Here is a 17655-nt window from a genome sequence, read left to right on the forward strand (position 1 = left end):
CCCTCAGGCGTTGACATAGCAATTGACGGTGGACGCGATCATCTGGTCCAGCGAGAAACGCGCCGTCGCCCAGGTGCGCGCCCTGGCCCCGATGTCGGGGTTGTTCCGGCACATCTCGCGTATCGTCTCCATCGCCCGCACCACCTCGGGCGCCTCGATCTCGCCCGAAGGCAGCGTCACGCCGGTCACGCCCTCCTGCACCGCCTCGCCGGCGCCGCCGGCCAGCGTGGTCACCACCGGCACGCCCGAGAACTGCGCCTCGATCAGCACATTGGGCAGGCCCTCGAAACGCGACAGCAGCATGAAGGCGTCGAAATGCGACAGCCAGAAACCCACGCGCCGCGAAATCCCGGTGAACAGGATGCGGCCGTCCATGCCGAGCCGCTGCGCGAACTCCTTGACGGGTTCCAGCAGCGGGCCGCCGCCCACCATGACGAAGCGCGCCTCGGGATTGGCCTGGGCGTAGCGGTGCGCGGCCTCGACCCACAGGAACGGGCGCTTGTTGTCGTCCACCCGCATGACCGTGCCGATGGTGTAGGCGCCGGCGGGCGCCTGCGCCGCGAACGCCTCCCAGGTGCGCCGGCAGTCCTCGTCCTGCGCCGCGGGCAGCGGCGCCAGCCCGTTGTAGACCACCGGAATGCTGCGCTCGTCCAGGCCCAGCCAATCGGAATAGCGCCGGGCGGCGAAGCCGGAATTGGAGCTGAGCGCCACGCCGCGCATGCCCAGGAGCGCCCGGTAGATCGTGTCGTACTCGACGCGGTAGCGGTCCGGACGGTCCACCGGCGGCATGGTGCGCACCGACAGCACGATGCGCGGCACGCCCGCCAGCAGCGCGGCCAGCGCCGTCGCGAAGATCGACCCGTCCTGCCAGATGTGCACCACCGACGGCACCGACACCCGCATCACGTCGGTCAGCTTGGTGGTGCCCTCCACGATCTGCTTGGGCAGGAAGCGCAGGTAATCGCGATAGGGACTGAGCAGCGACGAAACCTCGCAGCCTCCCCATTCCGCCATGTCCGAATAGACCGACACCGGAACGCCGGCCTCCTTCAGCGTCGCGGCGAAGAAATCGGCGCCCTCCCGGCTGCGCAGCGACCGGCATACAACCTGCACCGGACCCAGCACGGGATAGCCCGCGATCGAGCGCCCCTGCTGGATGGCGGACTGCAGGGCGACCGCGGTATTGACGAACTGCCGCTCCGCGCCGCCCGCGCCCAGCGAGCCGTTGATCATCAGCACCGGACCCACGAAGGACTCGTCGGCGGGTTCGTACTCGGCATTGCGGCGCCGGCCGATTTCCTCGAACAGTTTCTCCAGCACCAGGATGCTGACCGGCGTATCGCTGCCTTCGCCGTCCACGCCCAGGCGCCGCAAGGCGATCAGGTCGCCGTTCAGGTCCGCCAGGCGGCGCGACAACCTGCGCGCGCCCTCTCCCAGGATCTCGATGCCCTGCTCCAGCACCTGCCGGGCGCGCCACGGGTAGCCGCGCCGCACCAGCGACTGCGACCAGGCCGCGTAGCCCGTCTCGAACTTCGGATGCGTCTGCGCCAGGCGTTCGAAACACGCCGCGCCCCGCTCGGCGTCGCCGAGTTCGTCCCAGCTCTTGGCTTCAAGCAGGATGTCCTTGGCCGCGGCGCTGCCGCCGGAAAAATACAGTTCCATTTCCTTGCGCCCGGCCTCGACGCCCAATTGGCGCTTGACGCCGCGCAGCATGAGGATGAACGCGTCGGACGAATCGGGAAACCGCTGGTGGATGCCCCGCCACACGATCAGGCTGTCGTCTGGGCGGTGGGCGGCTTCCAGGCAACGCGCCACCAGCACCTGGAACAACTCGGTCTGCGGATATTGCTGCACGTAGCCGAGCAGTTCGGGCACCGCGCCCAGCGGATCGTTGGCCTTGATGCGGGACTCCAGCGCGTGGCGCGCCCGCTGCAGCAGATCGCGTTCGGGCTCCGCGCCCTCGTCGCCGGCCGCGGCCAGCGCCGCCGCCAGCAGCTCCGGCACGGCCGCGCGCTCTCGCGGTTTGCCGCCGGCGGCCTTTTCGCCGGTCTCGGCGCGCCTGGGGCGCCGCAATTTGGAAAGCAGGGAGAACATGGCTCGATTCCTCGTTGTGGCCGCCCCGGTCAGGCGTGATCCTTGATCGCGTAGGTCACCAGCACGCCGACGATCCACAGGATGAACAGCGTCAGCACGCCCAGCGCGGTATCCACGAACCGGCGCGGATAGAGCGATTCATCGGCCAACTGCGGCTGCGAGGCGACCACCGTGTACAGCACCTGCCGCGAGGCCAGCGCGCGCGCGTCCTCCAGGGCCTTGAGCGCGCCGGTGTAATAGGCTTCGGCGAACTGCCGCTGCGTCTCGGCGCCTTCGTATTCGCGCAGCAGGCCGGACAACGCGTTCTTGCCGTTGCGCTCGCCGCCGCCGCTGATCTGGTGATCGTTCAAGTCCGCCAACTGGCGCTTGAGCGCCTCGTGGCGCGCCTGCACCCGCTCATAGGCGGGGCCGCTCGTCAGCCCGCCGCGGCGCAGCGACTCCAGTTGGGCCGCCAGCGTGGCGATGTCGCCGCGCACCTTGGCGGCCAGCGCCAGATTGGCCTCGGCCTCCTTGAACGGATCCTGCACGCCGGTGCGGGCGCGCAGTTCCTGCACGCCCAGGCGGGCCTCGACCAGGCTCTTCTCGGCCAGCTTCACCTCGTCGGCGGCGAAGCGGACACTGTCCTCCCGCGATTTCGCCGACATCCGGTTCACCAGCTTCTCGCTGGAATCCAGGATGGCCTGGGCCAGCGCCAGCGATTCCTCGGGCGAGAACGCCCGCACCTTCAGGATGATGGCGCCCGTGGAAATGTCGAACTGGATGTCCACCATCCGGTTCCACTGCCGCCACAGGCCCTCTTCCGTGTCGTCCTTGTCCATGCCGTACCAGACGTCCAGCGCCGGGCGCGACCACATCTTGCGCAGGTCCAGCGTCTTGTCCAGTTCCTGCACGATCTGGCGCGATTTCACGTAGTCGACCACCGCGAAGGCGTCGACGAACAGCTCCGTGGTCATGCCGGCCGCGCCCGTCATGGGATGGCTTTGCGAACCCGCGCCCGCCACCTGCGTCTGGGAGCCCGCCCGCAGCCCGAACCGGGCCTCCGAGACGTACTGCCCCGCCGCGATGAAGAACAGGTAGATCGCCAGCAGGACCGCCGGCACGCCGATGACCAGGACCGCCGACCAGCGCAGGCGGCTCATCGTGGGCGGCGTGATGTTGTCGGGCAGCCGAGGCCCCGTATAGACTTTCTCCGTACTCGTCATTTCGCTACTCGTAGAATTTCAGCTTGCGGCGCCCGCGGGCGGCGTGGAATCAGGCGACCGCGGCGGTCTTGTCGGCCGTGCCGCTGTAGGCCGCGATGGTGTCGGGCAACGGCTTGAGCTCGCCGAGCTTGCCGTCCTTGAGGATCATGCCGGCGGAGCAGAACCGCGCCGGCGACGTGGTGACGCTGGACACGATCAGCACCGTCGCGTCCTTGGCGCGTTCGGCGAACACCTCCAGGCATTTGCGCTTGAATGCCGGGTCGCCCACGGCGACCATCTCGTCGACCACGTACATATCGAACTTCAGCGCCATGGAAATGCCGTACGACAGGCGCGCGCGCATGCTGTTGGCGTAGGTCACCACCGGCAGGTCGTACGCCCTGCCGAGTTCCGAGAATTCATAGACGAACCGTTCCACCTGCCCGACGTCGGCGCCATAGACGCGCGCGACGAAGCGCACGTTGTCGCGCCCCGTCATGTTGGGGCTGATGGCGCCGGCGAAACCCAGCGGAAAGGACACCGTGCCTTCGCGCCGGATGCTGCCGGAGTCGGGCAGTTCCATGCCGCAGATCATCCGCACCAGGGTCGACTTTCCCGAACCGTTGCCGCCCAGGATGGCGATGTTCTCGCCGCGGCGGAACGTGAAGGAAATATCGTCGAGCACGCGTTTGATGCCCTTCTTGGAACGAAAGCCCTTCGAGATATGCCTGAGTTCGAGCAAATGGCCCTCCATGAACCGGCGCAGGTCAACGCGAATGCAGGCGGCGGCGGAACGCCCGCTCCATGCACAGGCCGAGCACCACGCTGGCGATCGACCATTTGATGAGATAGGACCTGTCCAGCGTCAGCGAGCTGAAGTTCGCGAAGTAGCCTTCGCGGAACCATTCGATCGCATGCACCAACGGGTTCCAGACCAGCACGCGCCGCGCCGGATCGGGCAGCGAATCCACCAGGTAGAACACGCCGGACAGCAGGTACAACGGCCGCGTGACCGCGCTGTAGATGCGCTCCCACGACTTGAACATCACGTTCAGCACGGCGTTGTTCAGCCCGAAGCCGAACCCCAGCAGGAACGTGAAGAACGCCGCCGCGCCGCACTCCTCCACGTGCTCGGGCAGCAACAGCTTGCCGCCGAGCATCACGATGAACAGCAGCGTGAAGAAAACGATGATCCAGGTCAGGCCCTGCAGCAGCGCCTTCGCGAACACGATGTCCATGTTCGTGATGGGAGGCAGCCGCAGCAGTTGCGCGTTCGAGGAAATGGCCCGGGACAACTGCGAGGACGTGTGGCTGAACAGGAAGAACGGCATGATCCCCGTGATGAAGAACATCTGCAGGTTCCCCATGGGCGCGATGCGGCCCCATACGACGTAGATCGCCGACAGCACCGCGACGTGCAGGATCGGTTCGATCAGCGCCCACAGGTAGCCCAGCCGCGTTCCGCCGAACCGCACCCGCGTCTCGCGGAAGATCAGCGACAGCACGACCCTCAACTGCACTTGCAGCGCCGTCGCGCTCACCCGGCTGCTCCGCCTTGAATCATGTGGTCCTCTCCCGATAATCGGCCATTTTCCGGCCAGGGCCGCGAATATTCCTGGAACCGGACCGTCACAGGCCCGGATAATCGGAACGAATGATACGGGGGGGGCCGAGAAGCGCAGATTTCAATATTTATCAAATCCAATCAAACGTGGCCCGTGTCGGAACTGAAAAATAAATGCGGTATATGCGGTCCTATAATGAACGCGCCTCCTCCCTCAAATCCTGTTTTTTCAGGGACGGACCGGGTGCCGCGCCGCCCGCAGTCCGTCCCGGCGGATCAGCCATTGCTCAAGCACCTGTTCAATCTTTATCAGAAAAAAATACATCGGCTTACTCGCCGCATGCGGGTCGACGAGCTCTATGAAAAAGGGGCTGACAACGCGGTAATCCTGAACAGGATTGGATTATTTCGGACAAGCCTTGAAACAAAGCCGTCCGTTTTCCCCGAATTCGGCCTGGCGCGCCTGCGCGCGCGCCTGGAGCTGCACGGCCCGGAGGCGGCCGCCGATCCCCGCCGCTACCTCGGACGCGTTTCCGACTATGAACGGCGCCAGTACGCCCTGGCGCTCGCGCGCTGGGATCCCCGCGCGGCGGCACAGTGGCTGGCCCCCCGCGAATGGGCACTGAAGGCCGCGTTCGCGCTGGCCGAGGGCGACCTCGGCGCCGGCTTCGAGGCGGCCCGCCGGCTTGCCCAAGAATTTAGGAAATCAAAAGATTTGCATGTAATTCTTGCAGCATTGCACAGCCGGGCCGGCGAATTCGGGCAAGCCAGAAAACTATTGAACGATATTCTGACAAATACTCGCAACCCCGCCATCGACGCCGATGCCCCCCTGCGATTGGCCGATTTCATTGCGGAAAACGGGGACTCCCCGGCCTTTTCCGTTCACGAGCGGCCACTGATTTCGGTAATTATCTGCGCGTACAATGCCGCCCCCTACGTGGGCACCGCCCTGCGCTCCGTGCTGAACCAGACCTATCCTAATATTGAAATTATTTCCATAGATGACGGCTCGCACGATCACACATTCCAACATATGCGGCAGTTGGCGTCGGAAAATCCGCGTATAACTGCACTTCGCTTTCCGAATAATGGGGCCTACGCTTCCAGGAATATAGGTATGCGCCACGCCAAGGGCAGCTTCATAACCTTCCTGGACGCGGACGACATTATGTTGCCGCAGCGCATCGCGTCCCAGTTGCGCGCCCTCGAACGCTCAGGCGCGGCGGCCACGGTCAGCAGACTGATACGCATCTCGGAGGATGGACACCTTGCAGCACCACGGATCTTTCCCTTTGCACGCCACAACCCCTGCTCGCTCATGATACGGCGCTCGGTCCTGCGCGATGTCGGCGCCTTCGACGAAACCCGCTTCGGCGCCGACGAGGAATACGAGCACCGCATCGCCCTGCGCCTGGGCAGGAACGCCCTGCTGCGCACCGCCGACGTCCAGACCCTGGCGCTGCACCGCGCCGGCTCGCTGACCCAGGCTCCCCAATCGGGCCTCGCGAGCGCCGAAGGCCGGCTTGCGCGCATCGCCTACCGCGAGTCGTGGGTGCGCCGCCACCTCCACGAAGCCGCCCGGGCCCGTTGAACACACACCTTTCAGAAGACTCATGCCTCCCAGCACCGCCATCGCGAACCCCGCCCCCACCGCCGACGCCGCCGCGCGGCGGGCGCCCGCGCAGCCAGACCGGACGCGCCAGCTCGCGCAGGAGAATGAACTGATGTACGCGCGCCTCGAACAGGAGCGCGCGGCGCGGCTCCAGGCCGAAAAGGACCTGGCCGGCGTCAAGGCCCTGCTGCGCGAATCGAACCAGCAACTGGCCCGGCAAGAGCGCACACTGACCTGGCGCTTCGGCCAGGAAGTGACGCGCGCCCGCAGCCTTGCCGATTACGTCATGCTGCCCCTGCGGCTGTACAAGCTGTCCGGCGCCCACAAGCGCGAGCGGCGCCACGCGCCGCCGGCCAAGCGCCAGGCGCCGGCCGTGCTGCCCGCGGAAACGTCCAGCGCCATCAAGGAAGCGCTGGACTATGCGCGCCGCGTCCGGGACGCCGAGGTCATTCTGTGGATCTCGAAGCAGCCGTGGCCGGCGCAGACCAAGGTCAAGGTCTTCTGCGAAGTCGCCAAATGGGCCCGCAGCAGCTACCCGCATATCTCCGAACAGATCGCCGAGCAGCTCCTGACCCTGGAGCCGGCCGCCCCGCACGTCCGGCAACTGGCTTTCAGCCTCTACGACGCCGGCCTGGTGACCGCGCCGGCCAGGCTGCTCGCGCGCGCCCAGGATACCGGCGTGGAATTCAGCACGGCCGAGCAGCACCGCGCCCGGCGGGTGCGCAACGCGCACGAACTGATGTGCCGCGCCAGGCGCCGCGCGCCGCGGCCTCCGCAGGCGTTCGATTTCAACGCGGCCGGCCCCATCGTGATCGTTTCGCCCGTGTCGCTGCTGCACGGCCGCAATGCCGCCAGCAACGCCCTGCACCGCCACGCGGCGCTGCTGCATCGGCGCTACGGCGCCGTGTGCGTGATCAGCCTGGCCACGGACGACGCGGCGCGGGCGGACGCGAACCTGCGCGCGGAATTGCCGCAGACCGATATCGTGCTCGACGGCGTGGTCTACAAGGCCGTGCACGCCGAGCCCGGGCGCACGCAAGCCATCGAGGACGCCGCCGGCGCGCTGTCCGAGGCCGTGCTGGCGGCGACGGTCGGCCAGCCGCCGCGGGCCGTGCTGGCCTGGAACAGCCTGCGCTGCGCCATCGCCGCCAGCACCGCCGCGCAGACCCTGCGCGTGCCCTACGGCCTGGTCCTCCTCGGCCTCGACTACTTCCAGAAGGCCACCGCCAACCACAAACTGTCGGAACGCGGGCGGCTGGAACTCAAGCTGGTCTCGGAGGCGCTCGTCGACGCCGACCTGGTCGCCCTCGGTTCGCGCGCGATGCACGATGCCGCCCAGCAGTTGCTGGGCGGGACCCAGGAAGCCACCATCCTTCCCCCCCTGCCCTTGCCGCCGGCAAAGGCGCGCAAGGCCGCCGCGCCCGAGATCGAAGCCGCGCTGGCCGCGCTGCAAGGCAAGCGCGTGCTGGCCATGACCGACGATCATCCCGATCCGATAGTGGCGCGCGCGGTCATCGACATTTATGCGGAGATCGCCTTGCGCCGCCCGGATACCGCGCTGCTGGTGCTGAGCGATTCGAAATCCACCGCGCTCATGCACCGCCACGCCGTCTCCATCGGCCTGCACGACGACCAATTGGTTTTCCTGCCCGAAATCGGCGACCTGCCTTCGCGCGAGCAATTGCTGGCCCGCGTGGAGCTGGCGCTGTTTCCTTTCATTCCGACGCGGGCCGAAATCGCGGCGCTGCCGCCGACGGCCAGCCTGCTGGAAAGCATGGCCCAAGGCATCTGCCCGGCGGTCGGCCTTAATCCCGCATATACCGATCTCGTCGAGCCCGGGCGCGGCGGCCTGCATGTCGATTATTCACGCCCTCCCGCCGAAATCGCGCATGCCCTGCTGGACGCCCTGGAGGACCAGGAAGCGGTGCGCGCCATGGGGAAACGCGCCCGGGAACGCCTCGCGCATGAATATCCGCCCCTGGAGCAGGCCCTGGACGATTTCCTCATGCAGGCCGCCAAACCCCAGCCCGCCACGCATTCCGGCGTGCGCGCCGAGCCGCGTCTCCTGCATATGAAAATATCCTGAATAACGCCGCAACAGATATCGGGTTCTAAATAACCTGATGGGAATTGATTATTCCCGGATTTCATTTGCAGCAGTTCTTTTTATATTGTTTCTGCCCGCTCCGCGGCGGCCGTATTTTCCCCCTGAAGCCGGGAAAACAGTTACTCATACTCACTCCCCGCAGCCGGGAAGGCAATTTCTTCCTATATATTTTCGCTCTGATGTAACGAAGGAGTATCGGACAATGATTATCTCAACGATCGGATCCTGCCGTGTGGCAGGCCCCATGACCAAACTCCAGGCGCAGCGGAACTTCGTTCTGGATAATCGCCTTCTTTACGGTTTCACGCACAACACCAAGGAAACCATCCAGGCCATCCGCTACATGCGCGGCGAAACTTCGCTGCCGGAAGGCGCCTGGCCCTTCATTTCCAGCGAGCCGCTGCGCGAGTCCAATCCCGCCAGCCCCCAGCCCGCCGATTCGCGCTACGTGGTCGAAATCAGTTCGACCAAGGTGCTGGAGCTGGACGGGAAGTACCTGCAACTGGTGCGCTTCAAGGAAGCGCTGAACTTCTGCCCCGAACTCCTGAAGGTTTTCTTCGACCATGCCTCGCGCGACGCGCTGGCCAAGCGCCGGGCGGCCCTGCAGGAAGCGCCCAGCTTCTCCCACGTGCCCGAACACGTGCAGCACGCCCTGACCCACACGGTCATGCACGTGCAGAACGCGCAGGAGATCCTGGACGACCTGAAAACGATCCAGCAACTGCTGGGCGGCACGTTCGTGCTCGTGACCCACTGCAACGCGATCAACGCCGAGGGCCAGCCCATCGCCGACCGCGCCCAGATGGTCGAGACCGTCAAGCTGGCCGCAAGCACCCTGGGCATCCCCGTGATCGAGCCCGGCGCGCTGCTGGCGCATTTCGGCCAAAGCCGCGGCATGCCCGACGAAGGCCGCGACACGGCGCACTACACGCCGGCCTTCGCCAAGCTGGTGGGCCGCGCCATCTGCGAAAAACTGCTCGGCACCGCCGACCAGAACCCGGTCGCGTCCACCGAGCCGCTGGACTGGAAGCAATGCATCGAGCGCGCCAAGGCTTCGGCCCGCGAACTCGAGTGGGACAACGCCCTGCTGCTGACCAACCGCGCCATCGAACTCAAGAACGGCAGCCCCACCGCCTATGTGCTGCGCGCCCGCGCCGTGACCGCGCTGGACCAGACCGACGATATCCTGGACGCCTGGTCCATCGCCCTGTCCATCGACAGCAACCGCAGCGCCTACATCCTGCGCCAGGCCGCCGAAGGCGCGATGGAAGTCGGCGAGTACGACAAAGCCCGCGATTGGGCCGCCGAATCGCTGGGCAAGGAAAGCGACGAAAAGACCGCCCTGCTGCTGGGCCGCATCCATTCCAAGCTGGGCCAGAATTCGCAGGCCGAGCAGGCCTTCCGCAAGTACGCGGCCGGCGACGCCGTGCGCGCCCTGCGCTTCGCCTCGCGGGCGCATACCCCGCTGGCCGACGCCGCCAACATGGTGAATGCGCTCGCCAGCACGCCGGGCGTGGATCAGGCCGGCCTGGACTCGGCGCGCGCCGCGGTCCTCAAGCGCGCCACGCGCGAAGTCAAGCGCACGGGCCGGGTCGGCGCCCTGCTGCCCACGCTCAGCGCGTTCTATGCGCTGCAGTCGCTGCCGCAGGACACCCAGGAAGACCAGGACGACCAGATCAACCAGGCTTACCGGCGCCTGCTGAAAGCCTATGAAACCTATCCGGAATACCAGAACAGCACCGAGACCGTGGCGCTGCTGGGCCGCCTGGCCCACCTCGCCCCCGTGGACCCGCGCTATGTCCAGCGCGCCGCGAAGCAGCTCCAGGCGCAGGGGCACGCGCGCGCCGCCATCGAATGCTGGCAGCGCCTTGCCGGCTCCGCGCTACCGGCCGAACGCGAGACCGTCGCGCTGGCCGCGGTGAAACTGTCGCAGCTAGGCGCCCACCAGGCCGCCGCGCGCGTCTATGCGCAGTTGTCGCAAAGCGGCGCCATGGACCTGAACACCGCGCACGACCATATCGACAAGTGCCTGCGCGCGCTGGCCCGCAGCTTCCGCAAATGCCTGACGGAAGAGCGCCTGCGGGACGCCGAGGACGCCCTCAACGGCATCCAGTCGATCGATCCGTCGTATCAGGGGCTGATCTCGCTGCAGCGTTCGCTTGCGGATGCGCACAAGCGCGAATTCCTGGCGCGCCGCTCGAACTCCACCAACGCCGACGACGTCATCGCCAGCGCCCAGCGCGTGATCCAGACCTCGCCGATGGACCGCGAGGCCAATATCGAGCTGGCCATGCACAACCTGAAGAACGGCAACGTCGCGGAAAGCCGCCGCATCCTGGACCGTTTCCTGCAGAGCAACCCGGCCTGATCGGGGACGAAAAAAAAACCGGAACCGCGAGGTTCCGGTTTTTTTCATGCTGCCAGAGCGGCGGTCATTGCAGCAGGCTGCGCAGCATCCAGGCGTTCTTTTCGTGCACATCCAGGCGCTGGGTCAGCAGGTCGGCCGTGGGCTGGTCGTTGGCGGCATCGGCCTTTTCGAAGGCGGCGCGCGCGGTCTTGGCGACGGATTCGTTCGCGGTCACCAGCAAGCGCACCATTTCCAGGGCTTCCGGCACCGACTCCGGCTCGGAGATCGACGACAGCTTGCCGAATTCGCGATAGGTGCCGGGCGCGTAGTGGCCCAGGGCGCGGATGCGTTCCGCGATGCTGTCCAGCGCGTTCCACTCTTCCGTGTACTGCGTCATGAACATCAGGTGCAGGGTGTTGAACATGGGCCCCGTGACGTTCCAGTGGAAGTTGTGCGTCATCAGGTACAGCGTGTACGAGTCGGCCAGCAGCTTGGACAATTCGCCCGCGACGGCGGCGCGGTCCTTGTCCGAGATACCGATATTGATGCGCGGAACGCTTGAGGTCTTCTTGGTGGACTTGGCCATTGCTAGCTCCTATGGATGAAAGTGCAAAACAAGGATACCACTGCGGACTTGGGGAATTGAGGCGCCGCCCCAGGTTCGCGTCAACAAGGGCGCGGGTTGTTGACGGCGCTCAAATGTCGGTATCAGTCCTGCACCGCCGCCACTTCGTCCGTCAGCATCTTTACGCCGGGCAGCTCGCACGCGTAGACCGCCTGCGCCAGCGCCTCGATGGCCGCCAGGCGCGGGAAACTGCGGCGCCAGGCCAGGACCACGCGGCGTTCCGGCACGTGGCCCTCGAACGGCAGGTAGTGCAGCAGACTGTTGGCGGGCGGATGTTCGGGCACCGCGGTCACGGGCAAGACGGTGACGCCGATGCCGGCCGCGACCATGTGGCGGATAGTTTCGAGCGAGGACCCCTCGAAGGTGCGCTGGATGCCGTCGCTGGCGGCCGAGAAGCGCGACAGTTCGGGACAGACTTCCAGCACCTGGTCGCGGAAGCAATGGCCGCTGCCCAGCAGCAGCATGGTCTGCTGCTTCAGGTCCTGCGCGTCGATCGCTTTGCGGCGCGCGAGTTCGTGGTCGTTGGGCACGGCCACGACGAAGGGTTCGTCGTACAGCGGCTGCATGACCAGGCCGGCCTCGGGCAGCGGCAAGGCCATGATGGCGCAGTCGATCTCGCCCTGGCGCAGCAGTTCGACCAGGCGGACGGTGAAGTTCTCCTGCAGCAGCAGGGGCATCTGCGGCGTGCGCCCGATCTGCACCGGCACCAGGCGTGGCAGCAGGTAGGGGCCGATGGTGTGGATCACGCCGACGCGCAGGGGCCCGGCCAGCGGATCGTGCCCCTGCCGCGCGATTTCCTTGATGCTGGCGCTTTCCTCCAGCACCTTCTGCGCCTGCGCGACGATGCGCTGGCCGATGGGGGTGACGCCCACCTCGGCGCCGCCCCGCTCGAACAGCGTCACGCCCAGTTCGTCTTCCAGCTTGCGTATCGCGACGGAGAGCGTGGGCTGGCTGACGAAACAGGCCTCGGCCGCCCGGCCGAAATGCCGTTCCCGCGCTACCGCGACGATGTACTTGAGTTCGGTGAGAGTCATGGTGGACTACGCCCCCGGGGGTTGCGCGCCGGCGGCATCGCCGGCGCTCGATAGATGAAGGTTCATGGCTGGCGGCGGGTTCATGTGCGCAGGAAATCCTCGCGCCCGCGCATCCAGCGCGCCAGGTGGGCTTCGACGGCCGCCGGATGTTCGGCGCGCAGCCAGACGGCGGCGTCGCGCGCGTCCTCCGCGATGGCGGCGTCGGTTTCCAGGTCGGCGAAACGCAGGAGCGCCATGCCGGACTGGCGCGTGCCCAGGAATTCTCCCGGGCCGCGCTGTTCCAGGTCCCGCCGGGCGATCTCGAAGCCGTCCGACGTTTCGAACATGGCCCGCAGGCGTTCGCGGGCGACCTGCGACAGCGGCGTCTGGTACAGCAGCACGCAGACCGATTCGGCGGTGCCCCGCCCCACCCGCCCGCGCAATTGGTGCAACTGGGCCAGGCCGAAGCGCTCGGCGTGCTCGATCACCATGAGCGAGGCGTTCGGCACGTCGACGCCGACTTCGATGACGGTGGTGGCTACCAGCAGGTCCACTTCGCCGTCGCGGAACGCCTGCATCACGGCGGCCTTTTCGGCCTGCGGCAGCCGGCCGTGCACCAGTCCGATGCGCAGGTCCGGCAAGTCCACCCGCATGCCCTCGTAGGTGTCCACCGCCGTCTGGAGTTCAAGGGCCTCGCTTTCCTCGACCAGCGGACAGACCCAGTAGGCCTGCTGCCCGCCGCGCGCGGCCTGCGCGATGTGGGCGATGACTTCTTCGCGCCGCGCGTCCGAGACCAGCTTGGTCAGGACCGGCGTGCGTCCCGGCGGCAGTTCGTCGATGACGGACACGTCCAGGTCGGCGAAAAAGGTCATGGCCAGGGTGCGGGGAATCGGCGTGGCGCTCATGTTGAGCTGGTGCGGCACGATGCGGCCGCGCACGGTTTCGCCCTTGCGGGTGAGCGCCAGGCGCTGCCCGACGCCGAAGCGGTGCTGCTCGTCGACGATGGACAGGCCCAGGCGGTGGAATTCGACGTGGTCCTGGATCAGCGCCTGCGTGCCCACGACCAGTTGCACGCTGCCGTCGGCGGCGGCGGCAGCGGCCGCGCGGCGCGCCTTGGCGGTGAGGCTGCCGCTCAGCCAGGTCACGTTCACGCCCAGCGGCTGGAGCCACGACACCAGCTTGCGGAAGTGCTGCTCGGCCAGGATTTCGGTGGGCGCCATCAGCGCGACCTGCGCGCCGCCGGCGATGGCCTGCGCCGCGGCGATGGCCGCCACCACGGTCTTGCCGCTGCCCACGTCGCCCTGCAACAGGCGATGCATGGGGTACGGCTTGGCCAGGTCGGCGGATATCTCTTCGACCACTCTCTGCTGCGCGCCGGTCAACTTGAACGGCAGGGCTTCATACAGCCGGGCGACCAGGCCGCCGGATTCGGCGCGCGCCGGCAGCGGTTCGGCTTCCTTGATGCGCCGCGCCGCCCGGGCCGCCGCCAGCGACAGTTGCTGCGCCAGCAGCTCGTCGAATTTGATGCGCCGCCACGCCGGATGCACGCGGTCCAGCAGGGCCGCTTCGGATTCGCCCTGCGCCGGCGTATGCAGGGCGCGGATGGCCGGCTCGAAAGGCGGCAGATCGTAGCGGGCGCGCGCCTCGTCGGGCAAGGTGTCGGAGAGGTCGGCGCGGTCTAGCGCCTGCGCGATGGCGCGGCGCAGGGTCAGTTGCGGCAGCCCTTCGGTGCTGGGATAGACGGGCGTCAGCGCGGTGGGCAGCGGAGCGTCCGCGTTCGTCATGCGGGGATGGACCATTTCGCGGCCGAAGAGGCCGCCGCGGACCTCGCCGCGCGCCCGCAGGCGCTTGCCCACGCTGACCTGCTTCTGCTGGCTGGGGTAGAAATTCAGCCAGCGCAAATGGAGTTCGCCGCTGTCGTCCGCCAGGGTGGCGGTGAGCTGGCGCCGAGGCCGGTACAGCACCTCGGATTTGGTGATCTCGCCTTCGACCTGGGCCGGGAAGCCCGGCCGCAGCGCGGCGATGGGGACGACGCGGGTTTCGTCTTCGTAGCGCAGCGGCAGGTGCAGCACGAAATCCTCGGGCAGCACCAAGCCCAGGTTACGGAGCTTGCGCTCCGTATCCGTCATGGACTTGCCGGCGCCTTTGGGGTCGGCGCCGGGTCGCTTGGAAGCCGCGGCCGCGGCCGGCATGAAGGAACGAGCCCCTTGTTCGAAACGTCCCGGGCGCGCCCTAGAGGACCAGGATGGCCTCGACCTCGAACTGCGCGCCCTTGGGCAGGCTGGCCACGCCGATGGTGGAGCGCGCCGGGAACGGCTGGGGAATGATCTCGGCCATGATCGCGTTGGCGGCCGTGAACTTGCCCAGGTCGGTCAGGAACAGCGTCAGCTTGACCACGTTGTCCAGCGTGCCGCCCGCGGCGGCGATGACTTCCTGCATGTTGGCGAACGCCTGGCGCACCTGGGCGTCGAAGTTCTCGGAAACCAGGTCGCCGGTGCCCGGTTCCAGGCCGATCTGGCCCGAAAGGTAGACAGTCTTGGTGCCGCTTACGGCAACCGCTTGCGAGTAAGGGCCGACCGCGGCGGGCGCGGCGTCGGTATGGATGATTTGCTTGCTCATGGGCGGAATCCTTCAGATGACGGATAGAAGCTACAACTATCGAAGTTTAAACAGCAATAGACATTTGCGAAAGGGGCGGGATGCCGTAGGGCGGATGCGGAAAAGCGCGCCCGGGCATCGAATGCCCCGGCACGCGCAAAAAAAAAATCCACCGCGCACCCGCGGTGGATTCTTCTGCGCGGAAACGCAGCGCCTTATTTGTCGACGAACGCCCGTTCCACGACGTAGTCGCCCGGCTGCCCGACGCCCGGCGACACGGTGAAGCCGCGCTTGTCCAGCATGGCGCTGATGTCGGCCAGCATATGCGGGCTGCCGCAGATCATGGCGCGGTCGGTCTCGGGGTTGATCTGGGGAATGCCGATGTCGGCGCACAGCTTGCCGTTTTCCATCAGTTCCGTGATGCGGCCCTGGTTGCGGAAGGGTTCGCGCGTGACCGTCGGGTAGTACACCAGCTTCTCGCGGACCACGTCGCCGAAGAACTCGTTGTTCGGCAGTTCCTTTTCGATGAAGTCGGCATAGGCCAGTTCGCTGACCCAGCGCACGCCGTGCACCAGGATGACCTTTTCGAAGCGTTCGTAGACGTCCGGGTCCTTGATGATGCTCATGAACGGCGCAAGGCCGGTGCCCGTGCCGAACAGGAACAGGTGCTTGCCGGGCCGCAGGTCGTCCACGACCAGCGTGCCCACCGGCTTGCGGCTGACCAGGATGGTGTCGCCCTCTTTCAGGTGCTGCAGGCGCGACGTGAGCGGGCCGTTCTGCACCTTGATGCTGAGGAATTCGAGATTCTCTTCGTAGTTCGCGCTGGCGATGCTGTAGGCCCGCAGCAGGGGCTTGCCTTCGACTTCCAGGCCGATCATCACGAAGTGGCCGTTGTGGAACCGCAAGGCCGCGTCACGCGTGGTGGTAAAGGAAAACAGGGTGTCGTTCCAGTGGTGCACGCTCAATACGCGCTCAGTGTTGAAAGCAGCCATGTCGTATGAAGTAAGGGCGAGACAAAGTCGGGCGGGTCTGGTTTCCAGGCGGGCCCGGCCTCGCATCGCGAGGTCGTTCCGCACCGCAGAAAAGGCGCGGGCGGCATTAGGGTTGACCCTATTCTACAGGGTCTTGATGATAACTGCTCTCATTATTCCGTAATACCCTTATGCCGTATTGATGGGGATCAAGCGTCCGCGCCGTACGCTTACGAATAGTTGAACGCTGCAAAGCTTCCTGTTATTGTGCCGTTCTCAGTTGATAATCATTTTCGTTAGCAGACCGCTTTTCGAGCAGCGGAACAGCCGCCACCCGGCGCTTCCCGCTGTAGCCCTAGCCGGAGCACTTCGCCATGACCAAGCGTCCCCAATTGAATTCGCTGCTACGCGCCCTGGCGCTGGCCGGCGCCGCCGCCTTCGCCGTGCAGGCCAACGCCGCCGAGGAAGTCAGCCTGTACACCACCCGCGAGCCCAAGCTGATCCAGCCCCTGCTGGACGCCTTCGCCAAGGAAAGCGGCATCAAGGTCAACACCGTGTTCGTCAAGGACGGCCTGCTGGAGCGCGTCAAGGCCGAAGGCGCCAAGTCGCCCGCCGACGTGCTGATGACCGTGGACATCGGCAACCTGCTGGACCTGGTCGACGGCGGCGTGACCCAGTCCGTCAAGTCCGAGGCCCTGGAATCGGTCATTCCCGCCAACCTGCGCGGCGCCGACGGCAAGTGGTACGCCCTGTCGCTGCGCGACCGCGTGCTGTACGTGGAAAAGGACCTGAAGCTCGAGAGCTTCCGCTACGAAGACCTGGCCGATCCCAAGTGGAAGGGCAAGGTCTGCATCCGTTCGGGCCAGCATCCCTACAACACTGCCCTGGTCGCCTCCATGATCGCGCACGACGGCGCCGAAGCCACCGAAAAATGGCTGCGCGGCGTCAAGGCCAACCTGGCCCGCAAGGCCGCCGGCGGCGACCGCGACGTGGCGCGCGACATCCTGGGCGGCATCTGCGACATCGGCCTGGCCAACGCCTATTACGTGGGCCAGATGAAGAACGCGGAACCCGGCACGGACGCCCGCAAGTGGGGCGACGCCATCAAGGTCATCCGCCCGACCTTCGCCAACGCCAAGAGCGGCGGCACCCACGTGAACGTCAGCGGCGCCGCCGTGGCCGCCCACGCGCCCAACAAGGCCAACGCCATCAAGCTGCTGGACTTCCTGGTGTCCGAACCGGCCCAGGCCCTGTACGCGCAGGCCAACTATGAATACCCCGTCCGCAAGGGCGTGAAGCTGGACCCCGTGATCGCCAGCTTCGGCGAACTGAAGGTGGACCCGCTGCCCCTGACCGAGATCGCCAAGTATCGCAAGCAAGCCAGCGAACTGGTGGACAAGGTCGGTTTCGACAACTGATAAGCCCATGGGCGGCCACGCCTCGCGGCGCGGCTCTTCCCTGCGGCAGTGACAGACGCGCGGACCGCTTTGCGGCCCGCGCGCAGGGCCTGCTCCCTTCTTTCCGGGGGGAGCAGGCCTTG

13 protein-coding genes are annotated in these 17655 nt (G+C 66.6%); 4 read left to right on the top strand and 9 right to left on the bottom strand.

Features of this window, described 5'->3' with window-relative positions; all coding sequences use genetic code 11:
• Positions 1–3: 3 nt before the first annotated feature.
• From WHX56_RS20280 to WHX56_RS20295, 4 genes are read right to left on the bottom strand one after another with little or no spacing between them, the layout of a single operon-like run.
• Positions 4–2094 carry a glycosyltransferase gene (locus WHX56_RS20280; RefSeq protein WP_129240829.1) on the bottom strand — a complete coding sequence of 697 codons (2091 nt, stop codon included), beginning with the start codon at positions 2092–2094 and terminating at the stop codon, positions 4–6.
• 29 nt (positions 2095–2123) lie between these two features.
• Positions 2124–3296: a capsule biosynthesis protein gene (locus WHX56_RS20285; protein WP_338878806.1), complete on the bottom strand. Its 1173-nt coding sequence runs from the start codon at positions 3294–3296 to the stop codon at positions 2124–2126.
• A gap of 49 nt (positions 3297–3345) precedes the next feature.
• Positions 3346–4029: an ABC transporter ATP-binding protein gene (locus WHX56_RS20290; RefSeq protein ID WP_129240827.1), complete on the bottom strand. Its 684-nt coding sequence runs from the start codon at positions 4027–4029 to the stop codon at positions 3346–3348.
• A gap of 13 nt (positions 4030–4042) precedes the next feature.
• Complete coding sequence (locus tag WHX56_RS20295) at positions 4043–4816, bottom strand: ABC transporter permease (RefSeq protein ID WP_129240826.1); 774 nt, start codon at positions 4814–4816, stop codon at positions 4043–4045.
• Between the two features lie 306 nt (positions 4817–5122).
• On the opposite strand from WHX56_RS20295, the gene WHX56_RS20300 reads away from it, so the two are divergent.
• The 3 genes from WHX56_RS20300 to WHX56_RS20310 all read left to right on the top strand — a co-directional run bounded on the left by WHX56_RS20300 (position 5123) and on the right by WHX56_RS20310 (position 10929).
• A complete protein-coding gene (locus WHX56_RS20300) occupies positions 5123–6433 on the top strand; it encodes a glycosyltransferase family A protein (RefSeq protein ID WP_338878807.1) in 1311 nt (436 codons plus the stop codon).
• Positions 6434–6455: 22 nt separating this feature from the next.
• Complete coding sequence (locus tag WHX56_RS20305) at positions 6456–8540, top strand: glycosyltransferase (RefSeq protein ID WP_338878808.1); 2085 nt, start codon at positions 6456–6458, stop codon at positions 8538–8540.
• Positions 8541–8763: 223 nt separating this feature from the next.
• Positions 8764–10929, top strand: a complete 2166-nt coding sequence (locus WHX56_RS20310; protein ID WP_338878809.1) for a capsular biosynthesis protein — start codon at positions 8764–8766, stop codon at positions 10927–10929.
• Positions 10930–10993: 64 nt separating this feature from the next.
• On the opposite strand, the gene WHX56_RS20315 is transcribed toward WHX56_RS20310, so the two are convergent.
• The 5 genes from WHX56_RS20315 to WHX56_RS20335 all read right to left on the bottom strand — a co-directional run bounded on the left by WHX56_RS20315 (position 10994) and on the right by WHX56_RS20335 (position 16136).
• Positions 10994–11494, bottom strand: a complete 501-nt coding sequence (locus tag WHX56_RS20315) for a Dps family protein (RefSeq protein ID WP_129240823.1) — start codon at positions 11492–11494, stop codon at positions 10994–10996.
• A gap of 122 nt (positions 11495–11616) precedes the next feature.
• Positions 11617–12567 carry a LysR substrate-binding domain-containing protein gene (locus WHX56_RS20320; protein ID WP_129240822.1) on the bottom strand — a complete coding sequence of 317 codons (951 nt, stop codon included), beginning with the start codon at positions 12565–12567 and terminating at the stop codon, positions 11617–11619.
• 80 nt (positions 12568–12647) lie between these two features.
• Positions 12648–14738, bottom strand: a complete 2091-nt coding sequence (gene recG, locus WHX56_RS20325; RefSeq protein ID WP_338878810.1) for an ATP-dependent DNA helicase RecG — start codon at positions 14736–14738, stop codon at positions 12648–12650.
• 40 nt (positions 14739–14778) lie between these two features.
• Positions 14779–15165 (bottom strand): Rid family detoxifying hydrolase, encoded by a 387-nt coding sequence (locus WHX56_RS20330; RefSeq protein ID WP_129240820.1) that lies wholly within the window; start codon positions 15163–15165, stop codon positions 14779–14781.
• 194 nt (positions 15166–15359) lie between these two features.
• On the bottom strand, positions 15360–16136 hold the full coding sequence (locus WHX56_RS20335; protein ID WP_129240819.1) for a ferredoxin--NADP reductase: 777 nt from the start codon (positions 16134–16136) through the stop codon (positions 15360–15362).
• Positions 16137–16489: 353 nt separating this feature from the next.
• Here WHX56_RS20335 and WHX56_RS20340 point away from each other — a divergent pair, with 353 nt between their 5' ends.
• On the top strand, positions 16490–17533 hold the full coding sequence (locus WHX56_RS20340; protein WP_129240818.1) for a Fe(3+) ABC transporter substrate-binding protein: 1044 nt from the start codon (positions 16490–16492) through the stop codon (positions 17531–17533).
• Positions 17534–17655 lie beyond the last annotated feature (122 nt).

It is taken from the genome of Achromobacter veterisilvae, assembly GCF_037619525.1.
Taxonomy (GTDB): domain Bacteria; phylum Pseudomonadota; class Gammaproteobacteria; order Burkholderiales; family Burkholderiaceae_B; genus Achromobacter; species Achromobacter veterisilvae.

Coding starts and splice junctions, on each gene's coding strand:
- WHX56_RS20280 (WP_129240829.1), bottom strand. CDS start 2,094: ATGTTCTCCCTGCTTTCCAAATTGCGGCGCCCCAGGCGCGCCGAGACC.
- WHX56_RS20285 (WP_338878806.1), bottom strand. CDS start 3,296: ATGACGAGTACGGAGAAAGTCTATACGGGGCCTCGGCTGCCCGACAAC.
- WHX56_RS20290 (WP_129240827.1), bottom strand. CDS start 4,029: ATGGAGGGCCATTTGCTCGAACTCAGGCATATCTCGAAGGGCTTTCGT.
- WHX56_RS20305 (WP_338878808.1), top strand. CDS start 6,456: ATGCCTCCCAGCACCGCCATCGCGAACCCCGCCCCCACCGCCGACGCC.
- WHX56_RS20310 (WP_338878809.1), top strand. CDS start 8,764: ATGATTATCTCAACGATCGGATCCTGCCGTGTGGCAGGCCCCATGACC.
- WHX56_RS20315 (WP_129240823.1), bottom strand. CDS start 11,494: ATGGCCAAGTCCACCAAGAAGACCTCAAGCGTTCCGCGCATCAATATC.
- WHX56_RS20320 (WP_129240822.1), bottom strand. CDS start 12,567: ATGACTCTCACCGAACTCAAGTACATCGTCGCGGTAGCGCGGGAACGG.
- recG (WP_338878810.1), bottom strand. CDS start 14,738: ATGCCGGCCGCGGCCGCGGCTTCCAAGCGACCCGGCGCCGACCCCAAA.
- WHX56_RS20330 (WP_129240820.1), bottom strand. CDS start 15,165: ATGAGCAAGCAAATCATCCATACCGACGCCGCGCCCGCCGCGGTCGGC.
- WHX56_RS20335 (WP_129240819.1), bottom strand. CDS start 16,136: ATGGCTGCTTTCAACACTGAGCGCGTATTGAGCGTGCACCACTGGAAC.
- WHX56_RS20340 (WP_129240818.1), top strand. CDS start 16,490: ATGACCAAGCGTCCCCAATTGAATTCGCTGCTACGCGCCCTGGCGCTG.